Origin of the sequence: Herbaspirillum sp. 3R11, from assembly GCF_004563925.1 — a bacterium.
GTDB lineage: Bacteria > Pseudomonadota > Gammaproteobacteria > Burkholderiales > Burkholderiaceae_D > Herbaspirillum.
The window spans coordinates 68453-92291 of the sequence record NZ_SPNJ01000006.1; the positions used below are offsets into that span (position 1 = coordinate 68453).

Consider the following 23839-nt stretch of genomic DNA (forward strand, 5'->3'; position numbering starts at 1 on the left):
GTGAAACTAACTGCTTGAAACTACCAGGCAGCCACGCAACCGTCGCTGCGCGGTTCGGTGCCGCCGCACAGCACGCCGTTGGCGTCGCGCCAGATGATCTGGCCGCGGCCGAAACCGAGCTGGTTGCCGGACCAGCTGACTTCATGTCCGAGCCCAGCCGGACCGAGGCCGCGGAACAGGTGCTCGGCCGTGGTGTGCTCGATGCTGACCTTGTTGCCGCTTTCCCATTCCCAGCGCGGCGCGTCCAGCGACGACTGCGGATTGAGGCCGAAGTCGACCGTGTTCATCACCATCTGCACGTGGCCTTGCGGCTGCATGAAACCGCCCATCACGCCGAACGGACCGACCGCTGCGCCGTCCTTGGTGAGGAAGCCCGGGATGATGGTGTGATACGGCCGCTTGCCCGGCGCCAGGCAATTCGGATGGGCGGCGTCGAGCGTGAAATTGTTGCCGCGGTTGTGCAGCGAGATGCCGGTGCCCGGCACCACCAGGCCCGAACCGAAGCCCATGTAATTGCTCTGGATGAAGGACACCATGTTGCCTTCGTTGTCGGCGGTGCACAGGTACACGGTGCCGCCGCGCGGCGGTTCGCCCGGCGCCGGCAAGGCGGCGCGCGCACCGATCAGCTTGCGGCGCTCGTCGGCATAGGCGTCCGACAGCAAATCCTTGACGGAGACGCGCATGTGGCCGCTGTCGGCAATGTGGGCGAGGCCGTCGGCATACGCCAGCTTGATCGCTTCGATCTGGCGGTGGTAGGTGAGCAGGGTGTCGCGCTCACTGAAGTCGAAACCCTTCAACATGTTCAACGCCAGCAAGGCGACCAGGCCGTGGCCATTCGGCGGGATTTCCCAGACGTCGTAGCCTCGATAGTTGGCGCGGATCGGATCGACCCATTCCGGCCGGTAATCGGCGAGGTCGGAGACATCCAGGTAGCCGCCGGCGGCACGCACGAAGGCGGCGGTTTTTTCGGCCAGCGCACCTTGGTAGAAGCTGCGTGCGTTGTCGTCGGCAATCGATTGCAGCGTCGCGGCGTGACCCGGCGAGCGCCAGACTTCACCGGCATTCGGCGCGCGTCCGGAACCGTCGAGCGCACCGAAGGTATCGAACCACGCCTTGAAATGATCGTCCTTGAATTCGCGCGTGAAATTCTTGTAAGCCTGCTGCCATGCCACCGCCACCATCGGCGACACCGGGAAGCCGTCCTGCGCCAGGCTGACGGCGCCGGCCATGGAACGCGACAGCGGCAGGCGGCCGAAGCGCTCGGCCATCGTGGCCCAAGCCGATGGCGTGCCGGGTACGGTGACGGGCAGGGCGCCGTACTTCGGCACGTTCTTGTGACCGGCCGCGCTGAGCGCGTCGAGCGAAATCGCCTTCGGCGCCGGGCCGCTGGCGTTGAGGCCGTGCAGCTGGCCCTTGTGCCAGATCAGCGCAAAGGCGTCGCCGCCAATACCGTTGGCAGTCGGCTCGACCACGGTCAATGCTGCGGCAGCTGCAATCGCAGCGTCAATCGCGTTGCCGCCAGCTTGCAGCACTTGCAGGCCGGCTTGTGCGGCCAGCGGCTGGCCGGTCGCGACCATGCCGCGATTGGCGAAGACCGCGCTGCGGCGGGAAGCGTAGGGATAGTGATTGGCGTTGAAAGTGGGCATCGGATGCTTTCGGTTTCTGATCTGGACGAAGGAGAAAGTTTAACGGTATAGGTGACAGGCGACATACTCGCCCGGCGCGGTCTCGATATTGGGCGGCGTTTCAGTTTTGCAGATATCCATGCAGGACGCGCAGCGCGGATGGAAATGACAGCCCGCCGGCGGCGACGCCGGATTGGGGATGCCGCCTTGCAGCACGATGCGCTGGCGCACCTGGTCCGGATGTTCGCGCGGGATCGCCGACAGCAGCGCCTGCGTGTAGGGATGCTTGGGCGCGCTGTAGACGCTCTCGCAGCTGCCGTACTCGACCATGCGGCCGAGGTACATCACGCCGATGCTGTCGCTGACGTGGCGGATCACGGCGAGGTCGTGCGAGACGAACAGATAGGTGAGGGCGAATTCCTTCTGCAGCTCTTGCAGCAGGTTCAGGATTTGCGCCTGAATCGAGACGTCGAGTGCGGACACCGCTTCGTCGGCGACCACCAGTTTCGGCCGCGTGATGATGGCGCGCGCGATGCCGACGCGCTGGCGCTGGCCGCCGGAAAATTCATGCGGATGGCGACTCGCATAGGCCTGGTTCAAGCCCACCACATCGAGGATTTCGGCGACCTTGCGCTTGCGCGTGGCGCGGTCGAACAGGCCGTGCACGATCAGCGGCTCTTCCAATACCTCGCCGATGGTCATGCGCGGATTGAGCGAAGCGAACGGATCCTGGAACACCATCTGCATGTTGCGGCGCATGGCGCGCAGGACAGAGGAAGACAGTGTCGAAATTTCTTCGCCCATGAAATTGACGCTTCCGGCGGTCGGCTCGATCAGGCGCAGCACGCTGCGGCCGGTGGTCGACTTGCCGCAGCCGGATTCGCCGACCAGGCCGAGCGTCTTGCCTTCCTCGATGGCGAAGGAGACGTCGTCGACCGCCTTGACCGGCGAGGCGCCGCGCTTGCTGGCGGCGAAGTGTTTTTTCAGGCCGGAGACCTGGAGCAGGGGAGCGGAACTCATGTCGGCCTCTTCAATTCGGATACCAGCAACGCGCCAGATGGCCATTGCCTGCGCCTACGTTGTCCAGCGTCGGCGCATCGCGATAACAACGCTCCTGCACCTTCGGACAACGCGCGGCGAAACGGCAGCCGAATTCCACCGAACCCGGCAGCGGCACTGAGCCGGGGATCGCTTCCAGCGGCTCGCCCGGCGCGGCGTCCAGCGCCGGCCGCGCGCGCATCAGCGCTTGCGTATAAGGATGGGCGGGCGCGTCGAACAGGTCGCGCACGCTGCTTTGCTCGACCACCTGGCCGGCATACATGACCACCACGCGGTCGCACATTTCAGCGACCACGCCGAGGTCGTGCGTGATCATCAGGATCGCGGTGCCGTGCTCGCGCTTGAGCGCGCGCATCAGGTCGAGGATCTGCGCCTGGATAGTGACGTCGAGCGCGGTGGTGGGCTCGTCGCAGATCAGCAGGCCGGGATTGCACAGCAGCGCCATGGCGATCATCACGCGCTGACGCATGCCGCCCGAGAGGCTGTGCGGATAATCGTCAACCAGTTGCTCGGCGCGCGGCAGGCCGACCCGTTGCAGCATGGCGATGACCTGCGCGTCGATTTCCTTGCGGCTCAGCTTGCCGTGCACCTTGAGCATCTCGCGCAGCTGGTGGCCGATGCGATGCAGCGGGTTGAGCGAAGTCATCGGCTCCTGGAAGATCATGGCGATCTCCTTGCCGCGCATGCTGCGCAAGGTGGCGTCGTCGGCTTCCAGCATGTTGGTGAGCTTGACGCCGTCGTTGTATTGCACCGAGCCGCTCAGCTGCGCCTTGCTGGCCATCGGGAACAGCCGCAGGATGGACAGCGCGGTGACGCTCTTGCCGCAGCCGGATTCGCCCAGCAGGCCAACGGTTTCATTGGCACCGACCGAGAATGACACGCCGTCGACCGGCGCCACGCGCTTGCCGTTGCGGACGAATTCGACTTTGAGATTGTTTACTTCCAACATGGCCGGTTCTCTCTATCGATACAGTTTCGGGTCGAACACTTCACGGATGCCGTCGCCCAGCAAATTGAAACCCAGCACCACCGCAAAGATCGCCACGCCCGGCCACAGCGCCAGCGTCGGATTGGTGTTCAGGTAGCCTTGCGCGATGTGCAGCATCGAGCCCCAGCTCGGATCTTCCGCACGGGCGCCGAGGCCGAGGTAGGACAAACCCGCTTCGGCGATGATGGCCGAACCCATCGCGAAGGTGGCCTGGATGATCAGCGGCGCCATCGCATTCGGCAGCACGTAACGCCACATGATGCGAAGGTGGCCGGCGCCGACCGAGCGCGCCGCCATGACGTAGTCGAGATTGCGGATGCTCATCGCCTGGCCGCGCGCGAGCCGGATGAAAGCCGGCGCGAAGCCGATGCCGACCGCCGCCATGGCGTTGTAGAAACCGCCGCCCAGCGCCGCCGCCAGTGCCAGCGCGAGAATCAGCGGCGGAAAGGCCTGCAGCGCGTCGACGATGCGCATCACCACCCACTCATCCCAGAAACCGCGGAAGTAGCCGCTGGCGATGCCGACCGGCACGCCGACGCAGAAGGCCAGGCCGACCGCGATCAGGGCTGCCTGCAGCGAGATGCGCGCGCCGTACAGCATGCGCGAAAAAATGTCGCGGCCGAGATCGTCGGTGCCCATCCAGTGCGTGGTATCGGGGCTCGACAACAGGTTGCCGTAGTCCTGGTCAAAGATCGGATCGTGCGTCGCCAGCAACGGCGCAAAAATCGCGATCAGCACCAGCAGCAGAATGATGGCGGCACCCAGCACGGCGAGACGATTGCCGGCGAAGCGGCGCAGGCCGGTGAAGCGTTGTTGGCGGGGCAGGGCGTCCGCTGCGTTGGATGGTGTGGCGATGGCCTGATCCATATTTGCTTTCATGTTGGCGGTCACCTTTCGATGCGCGGATCGATGACGGTGTACAGCACGTCCACCGCCAGGTTGACGATCACCACCATCAGCGCAGCGGCCAGCACACCGCCCTGCACCATGACGTAGTCGCGCTGGAAGATGGAATCGACGATCATCTTGCCCATGCCCGGAATGGCGAAAATGCTTTCCGTGATCACCAGCCCGCCCAGCAGCACCGACACCATCAGGCCGCTGGCCGTGACCACCGGGATCAGCGCATTGCGCAGCGCGTGGCCGATTACCACTTGCCAGTCGCGCAGGCCTTTGGAGAAGGCTGTGCGGATGTAATCTTCATTGAGTACTTCGAGCAGGCTGCTGCGCACCATGCGCATCAGGATCGCCGACTCGCGCAGCCCGGTCGCCAGCACCGGCATGCACATCGCCGCCAGGTTGCCGCGCCAGTCCTCGGTGAACGGCACATAGCCCGAGGCCGGCAGCCAGCCCAGCTTGACCGCGAACAGGATGATGAACATCATGCCCAGCCAGAAGTGCGGCACCGACATGCCGAACAGCGCCACCAGCGTGGTGAAGTAATTGGCGATGCCGCGCGGACGCACCGCCGACAGGATGCCGGCCGGCACCGCGATCAGGATGCCGACGACGAAGCTGCCGACCGCCAGTTCGATGGTCACCGGCAGGCGCTGCATCAGCACGTCGATGACCGGCGTGCGGTCGATGAAGGAACGTCCGAGGTCGCCATGCAGCACATTCCACAGCCAGTGCGCGTATTGCACGTAGAGCGGGTCGTCGAGGCCGAGCTGGAGGCGTAGCGCCGCCGCGGCTTCGGGTGTGGCTTCCAGGCCGAGGATGGCGGTCACCGGATCGCCCGGCAAAATCGCCAGCAGCGAGAAGATCACCATGCTGACCAGCAGCAGGGTGGGGATGACCAGCAGGATGCGTTTGATCAGTGGTGACATGGGTGATATGGGAAGCTCGGGTAATGCATGCAATGTGGCCGGAAGCATTGCCGCCGCAGGCCCTCGCCTGCGGCGGCAATCATGACGACTATCCGCTGATTACTTCGACAGCGTGGCCGTGCGGATCACGCCGTCCGGCACCAGCTTGAAGCCCTTGATGGCCTTCGAGATCCCGAACAGCACGTTGTCGTGGTTCAGGTAAACGTAGGGCACTTCCTTCACCAGGATCTGCATGGCCTGGTCATAGAACGCCTTGCGCTTGGTCTCGTTGCTTTCCAGGCGCGCCTGTTGCAGCAAGTCGTCGATTTCCTTGGTGCCGAACTTGGAATAGTTCAGCGAGCCATTGGTGACAGTGAAGTCATAGACGTTCTGGTCGGGATCGGGACGACCGCTCCAGCCGACGAACAGCGCCTCATGCGTGCCGGCCTTGCCCGCTTCGATCTGTGTGGCCAGCTCGGCTTTTTCCAGTGTGACGCTGATGCCGGCCGGGCGCAGCATGCCCTGGATCATCTGGCCGACCTGCGATTCATACGGCGTGGTCGGCAGCGTCAGGCGGAAGCTGAAACCGGCTTCCTTGCCGGCTGCTTTCAACAGCGCCTTGGCGCGCGCGAGGTCGACTTTCGGCGGCGTGTCGGCTTCGCCATGGGCGAACTGAGCCTTGCTGAACGGCGAGTGCGCGGCGGCGACGGCGCCGTTGTAGACCACCTTGGCGATGGCGTTGCGGTCGATCAGGATGTCGACGGCTTCACGCACTTCCTTCTTGTCGAACGGCGGCTTGGACGCGTTCAGGTAAAAACCGCGGAAGCCCAGCGACGGCTTGTTGATGACGGTGTACTTGGCGCCGGCGTCGATGTTGGTGATTTCCTTGTACGGAAAACGATTGGTGATGTCGAGCTGGCCGCTGCGCAGGTTGTTGAAGGCGACATTGACGTCGCTCATGATCTTGTAGGTGACGCCGTCGACTTTCGGCAGGCCGGCTTGCCAGTAGTGCGGATTCTTTTCCAGCGTGATGGTGGCGCCCTTGAGGCGGCCCTTGTAGATGAAGGGGCCGGTGCCGACCGGATTGTTGACGTAGTCGTCGCCGTATTTCTTGACGGCGTCCGGCGACGACATCATGCCGGCGCGATCGGTCAGGATCGACATGAACGGGGCGAACGGCGTGGTCAGTTCGAGCTTGACGGTGCTGTCGTCGACCACGGTGATCTGCTTGATGTACTTGAGCTCATTGCGGCGCAGGGAGGCTTTCTCCTGTCCGCGCAGCAGGTTGAATTCCACCGCCTTGGCGTTGAACGGCGTGCCGTCCTGGAATTTCACGCCCTTTTGCAGGTACAGCGTGTAGGTTTTCTGGTCGTCGGAAATGGTCCAGCGCTGCGCCAGCATGGGGATGATCTTGCCGCTCTCGTCGAGATCCACCAGCTTGTCGAAGATGCTCTGATAGACGATGCGCTCGGCGATCATCGACGACTGCGTCGGATCGAGCTTGCCCGGATCGTCGTCCAGCGAAATGTTGATGACCGCGGCCGAGGCCGACAGCGCTGCGCCGCTCAGCAGACCGGCGGCAACAAGACGTCCAAAAAGACGTGAAAACGGAGGAAAGTTCTGGCTCATCGTTGTTCCTTTAAATGTAGGCACCAATGTATACATCAAAGTAGACATGCATTTATCGTGCCACAGGCTGGGGATGGAGGGCAGAGTAAAGCGTCGGGAAAGCCGGATATTTAATTGGCCGGAAGGCGGGAAAGCCTTGTCCGGAGCGCCATTGCGACGCACAAGAAACCGCCGGACACGGACTGTCCGAGGCGAAGAAACCAGACCTGACAATTGTCAAAAAAGAAATGTTAAACGCGAGCGTGGGCGCGCCGCTGGTGCAATTGCCGGCCTGAATGCATGCCGCGCCACCGAAATGGTGCGGCGCATGAGTTCAGGCTCGCAATGTGCCGATTTGAGGCCGATTCAACGCCGTCGCCGCAAAACCTGCATTGTTGCAGTTTGCCAACGCCAACGCGTATACAGACGGTTGAACAGTTGCGCGTGCTCTTGCGCATCCGCCTCGTCCAGCCCCGCTGCCGCAGACAAACTTCGGTAACGGGCCAACACCGCATCGGCGTAGCCGCCGCGGGCGCAGCGCCCCAGCTCCTTGCCGAGGAAGCGCCGGAACGCCGCCGTCCCGGCGACCTTGTCCATTGCCTTCACGCCGCCTTGCGCCCTTGCGGGCTGGCCAGCGCGACGCAACGGCGTGCCAGGATTTCGGTCGGATCGAGCACCGGGACTTTCTTGCCGCCGACGTCGAACTTGTCGTTCTGAGCGATCAGCAGCGGCAACTCGGTACAGCCCAGCACGATGACATCGGCGCCTTGGGCGACCAGGTGGGCGATGGCCTGTTGCAGCTTGGCGCGCACGGCGTCGTTGACGAAGCCGGCTTTCACGCCTTGCTCGCCGTAGATGACGTCCATGACCAGCGCCTGGTGCTCGGCGTCGGGCACGATCATGCTGAATTTGCTTTGCCCGTTGTTGTGCCCGCTGTTCTGGTCGACGGCCTGTTGATAGACGCGGCTGGCGATGGTGCCGGAGGTCGCCAGCAGGCCGATGCAGCTTTTGTCGCCGTGGCGCTTCTCGATGTAGCTGACGGTTTCCGACAGCATGTTGACGATCGGGATCGACAGGTAGGACTGGATGCGTTCGACGAAGGCGTGCGCGGTGTTGCACGGGATCGCGATGATGTCGGCGTTGTCGTTCTCAAGGCGCTTGCAGGCGGCGTAGATCGCCACGGTCGGATCGGCGCCGTCGCCGATCAGGTTGTCGGTGCGGTCCGGGATCTTGGGATTGTGTTCGACCACCAGCTTGATGTGGTCCTGGTCGCGCGCGGCCGGCGTGTTCCTGATGACCTTCTCGATGAAGTCGACCGTGGCCGCCGGACCGACGCCGCCGACCACGCCGATCTTGAACGAGCGTCCCACCTGTTCGGTCTGGAAGCTCAATGCCGATTCCGCATAGATCTGGTTGGTGTCGATGATGGGAATGCCGCGCGCGCTGAGCGCCTCGGCCACGGTGGCGATCTCGGTCATGCCGGGCACGATGACCTGCGCGCCCTGGTCGAGCAAATCCTTGCAGGCGCGGTACAGCAGGTCGATCGACTCGCCGTCGAGGTAGCCGTTCTTGATGCCGGTGGTGCCGTAGACGGCGCGCATCAGGCAGGCGTGCTGCATCACGGCGGAGGGGTAGAGCAGCTCGCAGTCATCGGCGAAATACTTCTCGAACAGCGCCTTCTTGCGCACGTAGCTGGAGGTCAGCACGCCGATCTTCTGCAACTTGGGCAGGCGCTGCATCAGGTGGCGGCGGATCGCGGCGACCATGTCGATGATGGGCACGCCGATCTCGGCCTGCACTTCGTCGATGAAGGTATGGCTGATGAAGCAGGGCAGCAGCACGGCGCTGGTGCGGCGCTGCTCGAACTCGCGCAGCATGTCGAACACGTAGAGCTTGCGGGTGTTGGTCTGGGCGTTCTCGGCGCCGGCCATGTCGGCGTCGTCGAAGGCCTGCTGGCCGAACAGCACCTTGATGCGGTCTTTCACCGCTGTCTTGGCGGCGGTGCGCGTCATTTTTGCGTACAGGTCCGCGCTGCCGATGGCGCCGAGACCGCCGATCACGCCGACCGACATTGCTCGCTGGATTTGTTCGACTTTCATGGATACGCTCGCACGGATGTTGTTCTATGTGCCGAGCATAATCGCTGCAGCGCGCAACGCTATGCAAAGTAGTACGAAGGTTATGTCGCCAACGCATAGTTTGTCGCAACAGGCACTGGGCGGGACTTTCCACGCCCGGTTGCAGCTGTTATACATAGGGCGCAGTGCGTACGCCGCCGCAACCCGCCAACTCAGGAACAAGGAAAACAGCCGATGGACATCAAGTGGATAGAAGACTTTCTCAGCCTGGCGGCGACGCGCAACTTCTCGCGTTCGGCGGATCACCGCAACGTCACGCAGCCTGCCTTCAGCCGCCGCATCCGCGCACTGGAAGCCTGGACCGGGGCCGAGCTGGTCGACCGCAGCACCTATCCTCTGACGCTGACCGTCGCCGGCAAACTGTTCAACGACGCCGCCTCGGAAGCGCTCAAGCTGCTCAACGATGCGCGCAACCAGCTGCGCAGCGAGCAGACCGCGCACAACATGTTGCGCGTGACGGCGGGGCATTCGCTGGCGCTCAGTTTCTTCCCGGAATGGCTGGACGGACTGAATAAAGGTGGCGCCGCCGACCTCAGCGCCCGCATCACCGCCACCAACATCCACGACTCGGTGCTGGCGCTGAGCGAGGGTGAATGCGACCTGTTGCTGTGCTTCTACCACCCGCAACTGCCGCTGCTGCTCAACCCCGACCAGTATGAATACCTCACGGTCGGCAGCGAGCGTGTGATCCCGGTGTCGGCGCCTGATAAAAACGACGACGCCCTGTTCCGCTTGCCCGGCAGCAAAAGCAAACCGACCCGCTTGCTGGCGTATCCGGCCACGTCCTTCCTCGGCCGCGTGATGGAGCTGATCCTGGCCAACGCACCGCAGGCACCCGGCCTGCTGACGACCTACGAATCTGAAATGGCCGAATTGCTCAAACGCATGGCGCTCAACGGCCACGGCATGGCGTGGCTGCCGCAACGCTCGGTGGCGGAAGAGTTGGCAAACGGCAAGCTGGTGCCGGCCGGCAGTGATACCTGGTCGCTGGAACTGGAGATCCGCGTGTACCGGTCGCTGCAAAACAAGCGGCCGGCGCTGGTAAAACTGTGGGACAAACTGACAGCTTCCTGAACCGCATAAAAATTAAGCAAGCGGCTCGCTTTCCCCCTCAAGTACGGCATCGCAGCATCCGTTAATGTCAGGATGCGCATCGTATCGACCGGATACCTGCCTGCTCCTGCGCGAAGAGCCACAAGCTGTAAGCAAAGGCCATAAGGACAAGGAGCAGGATAAGCGGCGAACAGCGCCCAACCTTGAGGGAAGACAATGAAAAACCTGAAAATCGGCACGCGCCTGGGCATCGGCTTCGCCGCCATCCTGGTGCTGATGAGCATCATTACCGCCATCGGCGTCTGGCGCCTGCAATCGGTGGGCAACATGACCGACTACATGGTCCACAACGCACTGGCCAAGGAACGGCTGGTCAATGCCTTCTACAAATCCATCGAACTCAACGTCGGCCGCATCGTCGCCGCCGCCAAGAATGCCGATCCGGTGGAGCAGAAGTTCTACAAGGACCAGATCGTCGCCACCATTTCCAAGAACAACGAATACGTCAAGCAGATGGAAGCCACCATCGTCGACGACCAGGGCAAGGCGCTGCTCAATGAAATCAACGAACACCGCAAGGTGGTGATTGCCAACAACACCGAAGTCTTCAAGGAAAAAGGCGCCGGCAACGAAGAAGGCGCGCGCAAGGTCGTGGAAGAAAAGTTGTTGCCCAACGCCAAGCTTTACCTGGCCGCGATCGAGCGACTGTCCAACCTGCAGAGCGACTCCATCACCGCGCTGACCAAGGAGGTCGATGACCTGTTCAAGACCGCGCGCCTGCTCATGATCGTGCTGGGCGGCATCGCGCTGGTGGCCGGCATCGGCCTGGCGGTGTTCATCACGCGCTCGATCACGCGGCCGCTGGTGACTGCCGTCGACGTCGCCGGCCGCGTCGCCCAGGGCGACCTCGGCACGCGCATCGTGGTTGAATCACGCGACGAGACCGGCCAGCTCATGGCCGCGCTCAAGGACATGAACGACAACCTGGTCAATATCGTCGGCCAGGTCCGCACCGGCACCGACACCATCGCCACCGCCTCGGCCGAGATCGCCAACGGCAATCTCGACCTGTCGAGCCGCACCGAGCAGCAGGCCGGCTCGCTGGAAGAAACCGCCGCCGCCATGGAGCAGCTCACTTCGACCGTCAAGCAGAACGCCGAGAACGCCCGCCAGGCCAACCAACTGGCGGTGTCGGCGTCCGAAGTCGCGACCCAGGGCGGCGCCGTGGTCGGCCAGGTGATCGACACCATGAGCGCCATCAATGAGTCCTCCAAGAAGATCGTCGACATCATCAGCGTGATCGACGGGATTGCGTTCCAGACCAACATCCTGGCGCTCAACGCAGCGGTGGAAGCCGCCCGCGCCGGCGAGCAGGGCCGCGGCTTTGCGGTGGTGGCATCGGAAGTCCGCAGCCTGGCGCAACGCTCGGCCAGCGCCGCCAAGGAAATCAAGGAGCTCATCACGGCCTCGGTGGACAAGGTCGACAGCGGCAGCAAGCTGGTCGAAAACGCCGGCGCCACCATGGCCGAAGTGGTGGCCAGCGTGCGCCGCGTGACCGACATCGTCGGCGAAATCAGCGCCGCCAGCACTGAGCAGAGCACCGGCATCGAAGAGGTCAACCGCGCCATCGTGCTGATGGACGAAAGCACCCAGCAGAACGCCGCCCTGGTGGAAGAAGCCGCCGCCGCTGCGCGCGCCATGCAGGACCAGGCCGCCAACCTGGCGCAGATCGTCGGCATCTTCAAGCTCAAGGGCTGACCGCCTGCATTTCCTCCCCGACCGGCTGCGGGAATTACGTACAAAGATCGTTCCCGCAGCCGCCGTCTCTCTCGCTACAATGTCTGCTCCCTGTTTTTGTGCAGACTTGAGCGGACCGTATGACCACCATCGAAGACATCCAGCGCGCCGCCGCGCGCCTGCAAGGCCAGATCCTCAACACGCCGTGCGTGGAATCGCGCACGCTGTCGGAGATCGTCGGCGCCCAGGTTTTCCTCAAATTCGAAAACCTCCAGTTCACCTCGTCCTTCAAGGAACGCGGCGCCTGCAACAAGCTGACCGACCTGGCCGCCTCTGGCGTGCGCGGCGTGATCGCCATGTCGGCCGGTAACCATGCACAAGGCGTGGCCTACCACGCGCAGCGGCTAGGCCTGCACGCGCTGATCGTGATGCCGCGCTTCACCCCGGGCGTCAAGATCGAACGCACGCGCGGCTTCGGCGCCGAGGTGGTGCTGCACGGCGACACGCTGGAAGAATCGCGCGCCCATGCCTTCGCGCTGGCGCAGGAACGCGGCCTGACCTTCGTCCATCCTTACGACGATGAAGCCATCATCGCCGGCCAGGGCACGATCGCGCTGGAAATGCTCGACGCCGTGCCCGACCTCGACACGCTGGTGGTGGCCATCGGCGGCGGCGGCCTGCTGGCCGGCATGGCGGTGGCGGCACGCGCGCGCAAACCCGACATCGACATCGTCGGCGTGCAGGCCAAGCGCTTCCCGTCGATGATCAACGCGGTGCAGGGCACCACCCATGCGCTCGGCACCAGCACCATCGCCGAAGGCATCGCGGTGGCCACGCCCGGCGTGCTGACGCGCGAGATCATCGCGCGCGAAGTCAACGACCTGTTGCTGGTCGACGAAGGCGACATCGAACAAGCCGTGCTGATGCTGCTGGAAATCGAAAAGACCCTGGTCGAAGGCGCGGGCGCCGCCGGACTGGCGGCGCTGATCCGCCATCCGGAACGCTTCCGCGGCAAGCGCGTGGGCATGGTGCTGTCGGGCGGCAATATCGACCCGCTGCTGCTGGCGGCGATCATCGAACGCGGCATGGTGCGCGCCGGCCGCCTGGCGCGCGTGCGCGTGTCGGCGCGCGACGTGCCGGGCGTGCTGGCGCGCATCACCGCGACCGTCGCCGAAGCCGGCGCCAACGTCGACGAGGTGCATCACCAGCGCGCCTTCACCATGCTGGCGGCACAGAACGTCGACATCGAACTGGTCCTGCAAACGCGCGGCCGCGAACATCTGGCACTGGTGCTGAACGCGCTGCGCCAGGCCGGCTTCGAGGCCGAAGAGCAGCACTAAGAGCAGCCGACAAAACGCCGCTGGCGGCGTTGCTTCTCCTGGCCGTACTTTCGTACTGTCTCCGTCGGTGCGCCTCACCATCGACGATTTATCGGCCGCTGCAAGCCGCCGCCGCGCTCTCGCGAATGTTCGATTAAAGTCGGCTTTAACATGCCGCTTTATTGCCCCCATACATGCCCGGTGTTACATGTAGATTTTTATATGCGACAGAACGGTGAAGTGGTATGAGCGGCAAAATCCCCTATCTGAAACACGATTACAAATACGACCATATTCTGCCTTTCAAGGAATGGAAGCCTTTTGACAATGCACAAGGCTGCACACCCGTGGATGGTGTACAGCTCTGCATGGAAAAGTCGCCGCCACTCCTACCGGGCGAGCAAGTGAAAGCACCTCTGCCCACTGCGCCCAAGCCATCTGCGCCTCCGCCAGGGAAAAAAGAACTCACAGCCCCGGTGCCGGCTATGAAAGCAACGGCAGAGAAAGCACCCAAGGAAGAAAAGAAAAAGCAGATCAAGCCATTCGACCTCTATGACATCCCCCAAGCCATGCGCGCCGAAGTCTTTACTGTAGGGGCGAAGCTGTCGCAGCGCTGGCTCGATGGCAGGGCATATTCCGCCTATGTTAAAAATGCAAAAGGGCAAGATGTCGAAGGTCGTTACGACGCCGACATGATCGACACCGACACGGTCAAACTAAGTTGGCTGCGTAAACTACCCGCCATTGAGGAACGTTATCAAACGCTACTGAAAACCCTGCAATCGCCCAAAGCAATTGAAACCCTGAAGGATGATTTTAGAAAAAACTTGCTCCACGATCACAGGCTATTTGCAGGGCCGTTTGACGCGCTGACGCATTGCAAGAACGACTATCAGACTTTACACGATCAGTTTCAATTTCAATTCTCCAATGTCAGCATGTTCGACACGGTAATAGAGTTCCAGAGCTGGGACGCCGCAAGTCGCTATGGCCGCAATTTAGGGATGAGCGATGTCACTGCCTCGCTGGCTAACTTTACGTTCTATGCCACGGTCGCCAGGGCGCACGTTAACTACGAGCAGTTCAACCGGTATAACACTCCCAAAGGCACCATGCATTGCGTGCATTCGCGCATCAGCGTTACGCACATTTACATCTACGCGCGAGACAGCTATTCGTTTTACGACAAGGGAAAAGCCTCCCAGTATCTGGGCCATTGGAATAAAACCGGCTTGATTGTTCTGCCTGATGCGGCGCTGGTAAGTTGGGGCATGAAGAAAGTTATGGATGACGAAGAACGAATACAAGGAGGCACTTGGGATCGTCCGATTGAATTGGAGAACGGCACCATGCCGCCTTTCCCCGTGGATGTGATAGGCAAGTTACTAGACCAGGACGTGTATTACCCCATTCGCAATCGCGATTACCGCGAGTGGCGTGAAAGAAAGGGACGCGGTGGCGATTTCTTGATCTATTCAGACTTGCAGCTTGTTCGTTTGAACAGGCCCATTGAGTTAGATATGGGGGTCGTATGTGGCTAAAAATAAATCATTTTTTTTGTGAAAAGATAAATGCCAAGGTGCTTCTACGTTTTTGTTTTAGTTTGGTATTTTGGGGACTGTTAATTTGGGAAGTTACAGTTTTCACAGGTATGTACTGGCTTACAAATGCGTGGCTGTTCCTGAAAATTGATAGCGCGGCATTTTGTGTTGCTTTGTGCGTAGCAGTAGGTGCGTATCTAGCTGCAAAAAAACAAAACAAAGATATTAGTGGAACGCTGAGGTTTAGTGTTAAGACACTGCAATATGTGCTTTTACCTGCGCTTGCCGCCAGTTACTATCTTCCCGTTTTTTTATTACCGCATATTGTTGCGACGCTGACCTATGCTTGGTTGGGATTAAGAATAGGCATGGGGATTACTCAGATCAATCTGACAGCCTTGATTGGCACACAGGATAGATGGGCTGGCACGTCGCTAATCCAACGCACGTCAAAGTTGCTACGTCGCGCGGTAAAAATCACAGCCCTATTTCTAGGACTTTTTTTCTTGCTATATCTTTACCTAAGAATTAACACAGATCCATGGCAATGTCCTCGTATTGAACGAACCTTTCTAGATCAGCAATACGATGTAGAAGAATGCGCTGGAGGGTATAACAACGAAAATCCTCACTATCCCGTGAAGATACGAATCTACTCAAAGAGCGGTGAATTGCTGGGGCAGAGAGACTTCACCGTATGGACGGCACCTAACAGTGAAAAGATAGAGTATTTGGCCGACAAAATTATTTATAACAACGCCCTACGAAATGACGAAGAGGGGGTGCCTGCGATTGAAACAAAGGTTCTGCAATTCCCATTGACCAAGCGCGATTGGTTTGAAGCCAATCTGGATCGCATTTTATTTTCTCCATAGCCGATACAAAAAACGACCATAATAACGGCCACGTTTTCAACCTTTGACGACTTGTGGAGCACGAATGGCGTTTTCGCTGGAGAATTTCGAATACCTGGCCTACTCGCGCCAGCATGAGGAGGCCGCGCGCGAGCTGATGGCCCTGCTGTCGGCGCTGGACGCCAACTACGGCCTGCCGGGCCAGGACTTCACCGCCAAAGCGCTCTCCAGCGTGCAGGCCGATGAGCTCAACGAGCACGTTGTCACGCGCATCGCGGCGGCTATTTCCTGTCTGTTCGCGGACAGCGAATTCCAGTTCTCCCAACTCGGCTTCGGCCAGATGCTGGTGATGCATCGCTGGCTGTCCAGCCTGTTCGCCGCCAGCTCGTTCCGCAACGCCGACCACGTGGTGCGCGCCTGGAACATCCGCGGCAAGGGCAACCTGCGCGAAGTGGAAATCAGCAACCGCGACCTGATCAAGTTCTGTCTGCTGTATTCGCCCGAATCCGAAATCCCGATGGACCTCGACGCCTTCTGGGCGCACGACAAGACGCTGGTCGCCAGCCTCTGCCTGGCGCTGTTGTCGCCGCGCCTGCTGGCCACGCCGGTGGCCTACGAAAAGCGCGAGCAAATCCTGCCGTGGCTGTCGGCGCGACTGGAACAGATCGAGGACCTGGCGCAGCTGCCGGCCGGCATCCTGCACGACGTCTACATGCATTGCAGCTACGCCCGTCGCGCCGACAAGCACGACATCAAGAAGCCGATCAATGCGCTGATCCGGCGCAGCATCGAGCGCGCCGGTATTGCGCCGCTGAATACGCCCATTCAAACCGACGGCTCAGGCGGCAAGCACAAACCCGTGCTGCTGGTGGTGGTGGAATGGTTCAGCTCGGCGCACTCGATCTACCGCACGCACTCGCGCACACTGGAAGCTGCGCGCGAACTCTTTCACGTGGTCGGCATGGGCTACGCCAGTACGGTGGACGATGCCGGGCGCGCGGTGTTCGATGAATTCGTCGAGATCACGCCGGGCGAAATCCTCGACCAGTTGAAGCAGATCCGCAGTGTCGCGCAAGAGAAAGCCGCACAAGTGTTTTACATGCCCAGCGTCGGCATGTTCGCGCTGACGATGTTCCTGTCCAACCTGCGCCTGGCGCCGGTGCAGGCGATGGCGCTCGGTCATCCGGCGACATCGCACTCGCCCGAGATGGATTACGTCGTGGTCGAAGACGACTACGTCGGCGATCCGGCCTGCTTCAGCGAACAGCTGCTGCGTTTGCCCAGCGACGGCATGCCGTATCGCGCTTCGGCCCATGCGGAGCAATTGGATTTGCAAACGGAAATCCGCGAGACGCCCGACGTGGTGCAGATCGTGGTGGCCTCCACCACGATGAAGCTCAATCCCGATTTCCTGCGCGCCTGCCAGGGCATCCTGCGCGAGGCGGGCAGCAAGATCCACTTCCATTTCCTGATCGGGCAGGCCCAGGGCATGCTGATCTATCCGCAGGTCAAGCGTGTGATCGGGCAATTCCTCGGCGACGCCGCCACTGTGTATCCGCACCAGCACTACGGCGCCTACATGCAGGTGATCGCGCGCTGCGACATGTTCATCAATCCTTTCCCGTTCGGTAACACCAACGGCATTATCGACACCGTCAGCGCCGGCCTGGTCGGCGTGTGCAAGACTGGACCCGAAGTGCACGAGCATATCGACGAAGGCTTGTTCGGACGTTTGAAATTCCCGCAATGGCTGGTGACGCCGACGGTCGACGAGTACATCAAGGCCACCGTGCGGCTGGCCGACGACCACGCACTGCGCAATCAGCTGCGGCGCGAATTGACCGGGGTCGACGCGGTACAGACCATCTTCAACGGTCGTCCGGAAATCATGGGGCAGATGATGCTGGCGGCGCTGAAGTCGAAGGCGCCCTGAACGGGGCCGAACCGGGCAAAGAAAATCAGTCGCGCTTTTCCGCTTCCTGGCGATTGCGTTTGCACAGATACATGGCCTCATCGGCGCGCGCCAGCAGCGTGACGAAATCGCAGACTTCATCCGGCTCCAGCGTCGCAATGCCGACGCTGATCGTGACATCGCAATGCGGCCACGGCGCCGCAGCCAGCATCGCCTGAATCCGCTCCACCACCAGCTGCGCGCCGAGGTGCGGCGTATTCGGCAGGATGATCGAGAACTCGTCGCCGCCATAGCGCGCCACAAAATCGCTGGCGCGCAGCGGCATGCGCAACAACTCACACAACAGATTCAGGATGACGTCGCCGGCCGGGTGGCCATAGACGTCGTTGTATTGCTTGAACTTGTCGACATCGATCATCAGCAGCGACAAGGCCGAACCGCTGCGCAGATGGCGCGACCATTCTTCGTGCAGGCGGCGGTCGAAACCTCGGCGGTTGCCGACGCCGGTCAAGGGATCGGTGAGCGTCTGGCGCTGCAGCTGCTGCATGTCGCGATGCATTTCCAGCTGCTCCATGAACTGCTGCGCCAGCAAATGCAGGCCGTCGCGCTGATGTGGCATCAGCCGGCGCGGTACGCGGTCAAGCACGCACAAGGTGCCGATCAGTTCACCGTGCTGGTCGCCGAGTGGAATCGCTGCATAGAAGCGCACCTTGGGTTCCAGCTGCATCATGGCAAGCCCGGTGCAACGATGGTCGGCATGGAGGTCGCCGATTTCGGTAATGCGATCGGGCGTGGTGACGGCGGTTTCGCACAGGCTGTAGTCGGCGGTGCTGCACACCACGCTCGACTGTCCTGCAAAACGCCACCATTGGCGCCGATGATCGACGCCGCTGTCGAGTGCGACGGCTGCAGTAAGCGACAAGGCGCCGCGTTCGGAGCAATCGAATTGGCCCTGCAGTTGCGAGACCATGGTGATCGGCGCGTCGCATAACAGGCCGGCCAGCGAGGTGATGTTCCACAGCAGGCGACCCAGGCGCTCGTCGGGTTCGCTCATGGGATGACCCGGCAGACGCAACGACACGGTCGCTCCGGCGCCGCCGCCCAGGCCGATGCCGAAACCGTGTTTGTCGCTGACGCCTGTCTGCAAAGCTGCCATCGCCGTCGTTTCCTGTTCTTGTTCTGCCCCTGAAGTACTGCCCCTGACCAGTGAATGTAAAGCGATCCGGGGCAACTGTATATCCCCCAAACGTGCTACAGACAGGTTTTATGGGAAAGGCTGAATAAAAACACAACGCTGCGCGCCCCGACCGTGACAACATCGACAACTATCGTGGCAATTCCGACAACAATTTTGACGTAAAGCCGCTTCCAGTCAGGTTTTCAGGCCTTCTGGTAAAAACCCTGATCGGCCCGGATACCGAGATCGGCCACCATTTTTTTCGGATCGAAACCGTCTTCGGCGAAGCGCTTTTGCACGTGCGTCACTGCCGCCGTCATGGCGTCGATATCCGCCCATTCGAGGAAGGTCACGACGTTGAATTCGCCGTCGCCGCCGATCTGCGAGAGGATATGACGCTGTACCGATCCCGGCAGGTCGACCAGGATCGCATGCACGTAACGCAAGCGTGTGATGAAGGCATCCAGCGATGCGGCGGGGACGACGAATTTGTCGACGCGGAAAACGACAGCGGAGGTAGAAGAGGCGGACGAGCTGGACATATGAATTTCTCCCTTAGAATGATGATCCGTTTGCAGTCTAAAACCTCAAGCAAAGTTGAGGTCAAGGAGAACTTCATGATCCCGTTGTCGGCACTCGAACAGGCCGGTATTGCGTCCATGCTGTCGGTCGGCGATGTCGCCAGGCGCAGCGGCGTTGCGGTCTCTACGCTGCACTTCTACGAGTCCAAAGGACTGATCACCAGCACCCGCACCGAGGGCAACCAGCGCCGCTACGCACGCGAGGTGTTGCGCCGTATCGCCTTCATCCGCGTGGCGCAGCGCGTCGGCATCGGACTGAGCGAGATCGACGCTGCGCTCGCCACACTGCCGGCCACGGCGGCGCCCACACGCAGCGATTGGGAACGTCTCTCCGCCGGCTGGCGCGCCGAACTGGATGAGCGCATGGCGCAGCTCAGGAAGTTGCGCGACACGCTGGACGACTGCATCGGTTGCGGCTGCCTGTCCATCGACCGCTGCCGCCTGCGCAATCCGCTCGACAAACTGGCGGCGCAAGGTGCGGGACCGCGGCGTTTGCTGGTAAAACAGAAGGAACCGAAGAGCGACGAATGATTTTCTCCGGCAACTAATCCGGTCCGCCTGTCCATGCAATCCGGTCAGGCAACAAGTTTATTTCGCCGCTCTCACAATATCCGCCGCTGTGATCCGTCTTCACGGCATGGAACCGACGATGGCTCAAAACAATAAACACATCACCGACACCGTCTTGCGCGAGCGAACGCGGCTGCGCAACTTCATTCGCACACGGGTACCAGACCCGGGCGAGGCGGAGGACATCCTGCAGGATGTGTTTTACGAACTGGTCGAAGCCTGCCGCCTGCCCGAGCCGATCGAGCAGGTCGGCGCCTGGATGTTCCGGGTGGCGCGCAACCGCATCGTCGACCGCTTTCGCAAGAAGAAGGAACAAGCGTTGCCGGAGGCTTCCGACGATGCGGACGACGACGGCTGGCTGGAAGACATGCTGCCGGATACCGACGCCGGTCCCGAGGCGGCCTATGCACGCTCGATGCTGCTGGCCGAGCTGCAGGACGCACTGGAAGAACTGCCGCCGGAACAGCGCGACGTCTTCATCGCGCACGAACTGGAGCGGCGCAGCTTCAAGGAGCTGGCCGCCGAAAGCGGCGTGAGCATCAATACCTTGCTGGCGCGCAAACGCTACGCCGTGCTGCATCTGCGATCGCGCCTGCAAACCCTATACGACGAATTCAATATGTGAATCACTTTGAATTCCGCTTTCAATCTATCAATCTATCTCATCTGTAACGGAGGAAAAAAATGAACGGCCCAATGAACTGCAAACGTAAATTCTGGAAGATCCTGGTCTTCATCATCGCCGGCGTCGCCGCACTCGGCTTTGTCGTCATGTCGCTGTGGAACTGGCTGATGCCGTCCCTGTTCAGCGGTGCGCAACAGATTGATTATTTGCATGCCTTGGGATTGTTCGTGCTGTGCAAGATCCTGTTCGGCGGCTTCCGCGGACGCGGCTGCCACCACCATCACCGCCAGCGCTGGGAACAGATGAGCGATGAAGAACGTGAGAAATTCAAGCAAGGCATGCGTGGAATGCGCGGCTGGCGCGAGCGCTGGAGTCGTGGTGATCGCAACGACGTTGCCGCGCCCAAAGACCCGACTTCCGGTGGCGTCTGACGCCATCGCTGATCAAAAAATGAATCAAACTTTGAAGCGAACTTTGCAGCAACAGCAGCCGCGCGCGCACTCTGCCACCGGCTGCAAACAAGCCCCGGGCGTCATCGTCCCGGTGGTCAATCTGAAACGTTGCGAAGGGAAGGGCGATTGCCTGGTGGTGTGTCCGGAAGACGTTTTTGAAATCCGCCGCATCGACGACGCCGACTATCAATCGCTGGGCATGCTCAACAAATTCAAACTGCGCGTGCACGGCATGCACGTCGCCTACACGCCCAACGCCGACGCCTGCCGCGCCTGCGGCCTGTGCGTCACGGCTTGCCCGGAACATGCGATCACGCTGGCGCGCGCCGCGGCATAAGTTCTTCTACGGCTTGCCGACCGAAATCTGCGGCTCATCCTTGTGCTTCTTGTCGGCTGCAGTCTTGTCGTGATGCGGCGGTTTGCTGTGGTCGAGCTTGGACTCGGTTGACTCTTCGTATTCGTGGTCGGGGTTGACCTGGGTATCGGACTTAGCGGCGTCGCCGGCGGATTGCGGCAGATGCAGGGTGGGGCGATTGGACATGACGGTTCCTGTCGATTCTGAGGGAATGACTCTCACTGTAGTCGCCCGCGTGTGCGATGGACATCGGACATTGCCGCAAGCTGGTGTAGGAGGACAGACTGCACGCGCAAAGCAAAACGGCGACCCGCAGGCCGCCGTTTGCAATAACGCAGTTACTTCACGACCAAGCGCTTACCAGCCGTTCTGCGCCGCCGCCTTGCGATACGCCAGGCCTGCCAGCGCCACGTCTTCCAGACCTATGCCGATGGCCTTGTAGATGACGATATCGCCGTCCTTGCGCTGATAACCGATGCTGCCGTCGACGGCCTGGCCCAGTTCCCACACGTTGGCCCAGTCGAAAGTGCCCGGTGCGCATTGCACCAGGTCGCCGGCTTCGATTTGCGCCTGCGGCTTCCACTCAACCACCAATGCAGCAGCGCGCTTGATGGCGACGTCGTCCAGTTCGCGTACGGTGGCTTTGCTGGCGCCGACGGCGGCAACGAAAGCGCCCGGCTTGAGCAGGTCGCCCGAGAACAGCGGCGTGCTCGCGCGCGTGACGGTCACCAGTACGTCGGCCTGGCGGGCGGCTTCGTCAATCTCCACCACGCGCGCCGGCACGCCGTAGGCCTTGGTGACTTCGTCAGCCAACTCCTGCTGTCCGGACAAGCCGGCGATCAAGATTTCCTTGAACTTGCGCACCTGCAGCAGCGCCGGGATGTGCGAACGCGCCTGCACGCCGGTGCCGATGATGGCCAGCGTGTCGACGTCCTTGCGCGCCAGCGCATCGCAGGCCACGGCGGTCGCGGCGGCAGTGCGCAGGCCGGTCATGGTGTCGCCCTCGATGGTCGCCAGCGGCGCGCCGGTTTCGGTCGAGAACAGCGTGATCACGAACTTGAACGCGCCCTTGATGGTCGTGTAGACCTTGGCGCCGGCGATGCCCGCATCGGGGATCACCGCGCCCATCATCGACAGCATCACGCCGTTGGATGCGCTGGTGCGCACGCGCGCCTGCTGCGCGCCGCTGCCGGCTGCGGCGAAGGCTTCGCGCATGGCTTGCACGGCGTCGGCGGTGGTGACGAGTTCGCTGACTTGCTGGTTGGTGATGAGCTTCACGGTGGTCCTCTTCTAAACGTTGGTTGATGCAGAAACAAAATTTGTAGTTACTAGCGCAAGGGTTTAGCGCACTGCGTGTGCGGCGCGCAGGCAAGCCCAGATGCGGTCGAGATCGGGGCGGGCGTCGTCGATGCGGCGGTACAAGCGGATGTCCATCTCGTCGCTCCACAGGCCGGTCGAGAGCGCCTCGTTGTCGTTGGGCGCGATCGCCAGCGTCAGCTTGCCCTCGGCCACTTCGCGCGTCACCGCGCTGGCCGGCAGCCACGCCACGCCATGGCCTTCCAGCACCATGCTTTTCAGGCCCTCGGCCAGATCCGACTCAAACCGGCGGAACACGTGCACCGGGCGCGGGCTGGCGCTGAGCTGCTTCTCGACGATGCGGCTCAGCGAGGAATAGGAAGAGTAACTCAGGAACGGCACCGGCTCGCTCGCCGTGCCCGGCAGCGTGTACTTCGGCACGCCCTTGCCGATGGCCTTGACGTAAGGGCGCAGCGGCTCCTTGCCGAGCGACAGCATGGCGTAGCGTTCGGAATCGAGGTCGATGCCCTGCTGCGGATGGTGATAGCAGATCAGCAGGTCGCAATGACGCTCGACCAGCGCCATCACGGCGTCGTGCACATTGGTCGCCTGCACCGTGGTCGACATGGCGCCGGTGCACTTCTCGATTTCGGACAGCAGCTTGGGATAGAGCGTCAGCAGCAGCGTGTGTGGCATGGCGAACTTCACGGTCGCCTGGGCGCCGGCCAGCTGGCCGCGCAGGATCAGGCGCGCCTGGGTCGACTGGTTGAGCATCTCGCGCGCGATCGGCACGAAGGACTCGCCCGCAGAGGTCAGCGCGCAAGGATAGGTGGAGCGGTCGAACAGCTCGGCGCCGAGCCAGGCCTCCAGCGAACGGATGCGGCGACCGAAGGCCGGCTGCGTGACGTTGCGCAGCTTGGCCGAGCGGCTGAAGTTCAGCGTCTCGACCACCGACAGGAAGTCTTCCACCCATTTGATTTCCATTTGTTCGCGCTCTCTGTCGTGGCTGGTCGGGGTTACTTGATTGCGTGGTGCGGAGGAGTTCTGCGGGCCTTGTGCGCCGCATACTTTCCGGCATGACACTATACAAATACGGCATGGGAATGTCCCATGCCGTTTCGGCATTGCCTTGGCGACAATACTT

At 61.7% G+C, this 23839-nt stretch carries 23 protein-coding genes; 10 read left to right on the forward strand and 13 right to left on the reverse strand.

Annotated features, from left to right (window positions below; all coding sequences use genetic code 11):
• Nucleotides 1-20 precede the first annotated feature (20 nt).
• The 8 genes from E4P32_RS22410 to E4P32_RS22445 all read right to left on the reverse strand — a co-directional run bounded on the left by E4P32_RS22410 (nucleotide 21) and on the right by E4P32_RS22445 (nucleotide 9184).
• On the reverse strand, nucleotides 21-1646 hold the full coding sequence (locus E4P32_RS22410; RefSeq protein WP_116436123.1) for a gamma-glutamyltransferase family protein: 1626 nt from the start codon (nucleotides 1644-1646) through the stop codon (nucleotides 21-23).
• A gap of 39 nt (nucleotides 1647-1685) precedes the next feature.
• Nucleotides 1686-2645: an oligopeptide/dipeptide ABC transporter ATP-binding protein gene (locus tag E4P32_RS22415; protein ID WP_116436124.1), complete on the reverse strand. Its 960-nt coding sequence runs from the start codon at nucleotides 2643-2645 to the stop codon at nucleotides 1686-1688.
• Nucleotides 2646-2655: 10 nt separating this feature from the next.
• Nucleotides 2656-3633, reverse strand: a complete 978-nt coding sequence (locus E4P32_RS22420) for an ABC transporter ATP-binding protein (protein WP_116436125.1) — start codon at nucleotides 3631-3633, stop codon at nucleotides 2656-2658.
• Nucleotides 3634-3645: 12 nt separating this feature from the next.
• Complete coding sequence (locus E4P32_RS22425; protein ID WP_116436126.1) at nucleotides 3646-4539, reverse strand: ABC transporter permease; 894 nt, start codon at nucleotides 4537-4539, stop codon at nucleotides 3646-3648.
• Between the two features lie 20 nt (nucleotides 4540-4559).
• The gene (locus E4P32_RS22430) at nucleotides 4560-5498 is read right to left on the reverse strand and encodes an ABC transporter permease (RefSeq protein ID WP_116436127.1); all 939 of its coding nucleotides are present in this window, start codon (nucleotides 5496-5498) and stop codon (nucleotides 4560-4562) included.
• Nucleotides 5499-5597: 99 nt separating this feature from the next.
• Nucleotides 5598-7106, reverse strand: coding sequence for an ABC transporter substrate-binding protein (locus E4P32_RS22435; RefSeq protein WP_116436128.1), 1509 nt, complete (start codon nucleotides 7104-7106; stop codon nucleotides 5598-5600).
• A 345-nt stretch (nucleotides 7107-7451) separates the two neighbouring features.
• A complete protein-coding gene (locus E4P32_RS22440) occupies nucleotides 7452-7682 on the reverse strand; it encodes a hypothetical protein (RefSeq protein WP_135008782.1) in 231 nt (76 codons plus the stop codon).
• Nucleotides 7683-7687: 5 nt separating this feature from the next.
• A complete protein-coding gene (locus E4P32_RS22445) occupies nucleotides 7688-9184 on the reverse strand; it encodes an amino acid racemase (RefSeq protein WP_116436130.1) in 1497 nt (498 codons plus the stop codon).
• Nucleotides 9185-9397: 213 nt separating this feature from the next.
• Here E4P32_RS22445 and E4P32_RS22450 point away from each other — a divergent pair, with 213 nt between their 5' ends.
• The 6 genes from E4P32_RS22450 (at nucleotide 9398) to E4P32_RS22475 (ending at nucleotide 17660) form a co-directional block, all read left to right on the forward strand.
• Nucleotides 9398-10297: a LysR substrate-binding domain-containing protein gene (locus E4P32_RS22450; RefSeq protein ID WP_116436131.1), complete on the forward strand. Its 900-nt coding sequence runs from the start codon at nucleotides 9398-9400 to the stop codon at nucleotides 10295-10297.
• Between the two features lie 195 nt (nucleotides 10298-10492).
• Nucleotides 10493-12034, forward strand: a complete 1542-nt coding sequence (locus E4P32_RS22455; RefSeq protein ID WP_116436132.1) for a methyl-accepting chemotaxis protein — start codon at nucleotides 10493-10495, stop codon at nucleotides 12032-12034.
• A gap of 119 nt (nucleotides 12035-12153) precedes the next feature.
• Complete coding sequence (locus tag E4P32_RS22460) at nucleotides 12154-13353, forward strand: threonine ammonia-lyase (protein WP_116436133.1); 1200 nt, start codon at nucleotides 12154-12156, stop codon at nucleotides 13351-13353.
• A 224-nt stretch (nucleotides 13354-13577) separates the two neighbouring features.
• Nucleotides 13578-14873 (forward strand): DUF6402 family protein, encoded by a 1296-nt coding sequence (locus E4P32_RS22465; RefSeq protein ID WP_116436134.1) that lies wholly within the window; start codon nucleotides 13578-13580, stop codon nucleotides 14871-14873.
• Nucleotides 14864-15748 (forward strand): hypothetical protein, encoded by an 885-nt coding sequence (locus E4P32_RS22470; protein ID WP_135008783.1) that lies wholly within the window; start codon nucleotides 14864-14866, stop codon nucleotides 15746-15748. The genes E4P32_RS22465 and E4P32_RS22470 overlap by 10 nt, the downstream gene beginning before the upstream one ends.
• A 64-nt stretch (nucleotides 15749-15812) precedes the next feature.
• Complete coding sequence (locus E4P32_RS22475) at nucleotides 15813-17660, forward strand: peptide transporter (protein ID WP_116436136.1); 1848 nt, start codon at nucleotides 15813-15815, stop codon at nucleotides 17658-17660.
• A 25-nt stretch (nucleotides 17661-17685) separates the two neighbouring features.
• On the opposite strand, the gene E4P32_RS22480 is transcribed toward E4P32_RS22475, so the two are convergent.
• A complete protein-coding gene (locus tag E4P32_RS22480) occupies nucleotides 17686-18795 on the reverse strand; it encodes a sensor domain-containing diguanylate cyclase (protein ID WP_116436137.1) in 1110 nt (369 codons plus the stop codon).
• A gap of 224 nt (nucleotides 18796-19019) precedes the next feature.
• Nucleotides 19020-19358: an antibiotic biosynthesis monooxygenase gene (locus tag E4P32_RS22485; protein ID WP_116436138.1), complete on the reverse strand. Its 339-nt coding sequence runs from the start codon at nucleotides 19356-19358 to the stop codon at nucleotides 19020-19022.
• A 75-nt stretch (nucleotides 19359-19433) separates the two neighbouring features.
• Here E4P32_RS22485 and soxR point away from each other — a divergent pair, with 75 nt between their 5' ends.
• The 4 genes from soxR to E4P32_RS22505 all read left to right on the forward strand — a co-directional run bounded on the left by soxR (nucleotide 19434) and on the right by E4P32_RS22505 (nucleotide 21381).
• Nucleotides 19434-19928, forward strand: coding sequence for a redox-sensitive transcriptional activator SoxR (soxR, locus tag E4P32_RS22490; RefSeq protein WP_116436139.1), 495 nt, complete (start codon nucleotides 19434-19436; stop codon nucleotides 19926-19928).
• A 106-nt stretch (nucleotides 19929-20034) separates the two neighbouring features.
• On the forward strand, nucleotides 20035-20592 hold the full coding sequence (locus E4P32_RS22495) for a sigma-70 family RNA polymerase sigma factor (protein ID WP_116436140.1): 558 nt from the start codon (nucleotides 20035-20037) through the stop codon (nucleotides 20590-20592).
• 71 nt (nucleotides 20593-20663) lie between these two features.
• On the forward strand, nucleotides 20664-21023 hold the full coding sequence (locus E4P32_RS22500) for an ECF transporter S component (protein WP_116436141.1): 360 nt from the start codon (nucleotides 20664-20666) through the stop codon (nucleotides 21021-21023).
• A 19-nt stretch (nucleotides 21024-21042) separates the two neighbouring features.
• Nucleotides 21043-21381: a ferredoxin family protein gene (locus tag E4P32_RS22505; RefSeq protein ID WP_116436142.1), complete on the forward strand. Its 339-nt coding sequence runs from the start codon at nucleotides 21043-21045 to the stop codon at nucleotides 21379-21381.
• A gap of 6 nt (nucleotides 21382-21387) precedes the next feature.
• Here the strand turns inward: E4P32_RS22505 and E4P32_RS22510 are convergent, their stop codons facing one another.
• From E4P32_RS22510 to E4P32_RS22520, 3 genes are all read right to left on the reverse strand, one after another.
• Nucleotides 21388-21585 (reverse strand): hypothetical protein, encoded by a 198-nt coding sequence (locus E4P32_RS22510; protein ID WP_116436143.1) that lies wholly within the window; start codon nucleotides 21583-21585, stop codon nucleotides 21388-21390.
• A gap of 171 nt (nucleotides 21586-21756) precedes the next feature.
• Complete coding sequence (locus E4P32_RS22515; protein WP_116436144.1) at nucleotides 21757-22677, reverse strand: ornithine cyclodeaminase family protein; 921 nt, start codon at nucleotides 22675-22677, stop codon at nucleotides 21757-21759.
• A 63-nt stretch (nucleotides 22678-22740) separates the two neighbouring features.
• On the reverse strand, nucleotides 22741-23679 hold the full coding sequence (locus tag E4P32_RS22520) for a LysR family transcriptional regulator (protein ID WP_116436145.1): 939 nt from the start codon (nucleotides 23677-23679) through the stop codon (nucleotides 22741-22743).
• Nucleotides 23680-23839: the final 160 nt, after the last annotated feature.

Coding starts and splice junctions, on each gene's coding strand:
- E4P32_RS22410 (WP_116436123.1), bottom strand. CDS start 1,646: ATGCCCACTTTCAACGCCAATCACTATCCCTACGCTTCCCGCCGCAGC.
- E4P32_RS22415 (WP_116436124.1), bottom strand. CDS start 2,645: ATGAGTTCCGCTCCCCTGCTCCAGGTCTCCGGCCTGAAAAAACACTTC.
- E4P32_RS22420 (WP_116436125.1), bottom strand. CDS start 3,633: ATGTTGGAAGTAAACAATCTCAAAGTCGAATTCGTCCGCAACGGCAAG.
- E4P32_RS22425 (WP_116436126.1), bottom strand. CDS start 4,539: ATGGATCAGGCCATCGCCACACCATCCAACGCAGCGGACGCCCTGCCC.
- E4P32_RS22430 (WP_116436127.1), bottom strand. CDS start 5,498: ATGTCACCACTGATCAAACGCATCCTGCTGGTCATCCCCACCCTGCTG.
- E4P32_RS22435 (WP_116436128.1), bottom strand. CDS start 7,106: ATGAGCCAGAACTTTCCTCCGTTTTCACGTCTTTTTGGACGTCTTGTT.
- E4P32_RS22440 (WP_135008782.1), bottom strand. CDS start 7,682: ATGGACAAGGTCGCCGGGACGGCGGCGTTCCGGCGCTTCCTCGGCAAG.
- E4P32_RS22445 (WP_116436130.1), bottom strand. CDS start 9,184: ATGAAAGTCGAACAAATCCAGCGAGCAATGTCGGTCGGCGTGATCGGC.
- E4P32_RS22450 (WP_116436131.1), top strand. CDS start 9,398: ATGGACATCAAGTGGATAGAAGACTTTCTCAGCCTGGCGGCGACGCGC.
- E4P32_RS22455 (WP_116436132.1), top strand. CDS start 10,493: ATGAAAAACCTGAAAATCGGCACGCGCCTGGGCATCGGCTTCGCCGCC.
- E4P32_RS22460 (WP_116436133.1), top strand. CDS start 12,154: ATGACCACCATCGAAGACATCCAGCGCGCCGCCGCGCGCCTGCAAGGC.
- E4P32_RS22465 (WP_116436134.1), top strand. CDS start 13,578: ATGAGCGGCAAAATCCCCTATCTGAAACACGATTACAAATACGACCAT.
- E4P32_RS22470 (WP_135008783.1), top strand. CDS start 14,864: ATGTGGCTAAAAATAAATCATTTTTTTTGTGAAAAGATAAATGCCAAG.
- E4P32_RS22475 (WP_116436136.1), top strand. CDS start 15,813: ATGGCGTTTTCGCTGGAGAATTTCGAATACCTGGCCTACTCGCGCCAG.
- E4P32_RS22480 (WP_116436137.1), bottom strand. CDS start 18,795: ATGGCAGCTTTGCAGACAGGCGTCAGCGACAAACACGGTTTCGGCATC.
- E4P32_RS22485 (WP_116436138.1), bottom strand. CDS start 19,358: ATGTCCAGCTCGTCCGCCTCTTCTACCTCCGCTGTCGTTTTCCGCGTC.
- soxR (WP_116436139.1), top strand. CDS start 19,434: ATGATCCCGTTGTCGGCACTCGAACAGGCCGGTATTGCGTCCATGCTG.
- E4P32_RS22495 (WP_116436140.1), top strand. CDS start 20,035: ATGGAACCGACGATGGCTCAAAACAATAAACACATCACCGACACCGTC.
- E4P32_RS22500 (WP_116436141.1), top strand. CDS start 20,664: ATGAACTGCAAACGTAAATTCTGGAAGATCCTGGTCTTCATCATCGCC.
- E4P32_RS22505 (WP_116436142.1), top strand. CDS start 21,043: ATGAATCAAACTTTGAAGCGAACTTTGCAGCAACAGCAGCCGCGCGCG.
- E4P32_RS22510 (WP_116436143.1), bottom strand. CDS start 21,585: ATGTCCAATCGCCCCACCCTGCATCTGCCGCAATCCGCCGGCGACGCC.
- E4P32_RS22520 (WP_116436145.1), bottom strand. CDS start 23,679: ATGGAAATCAAATGGGTGGAAGACTTCCTGTCGGTGGTCGAGACGCTG.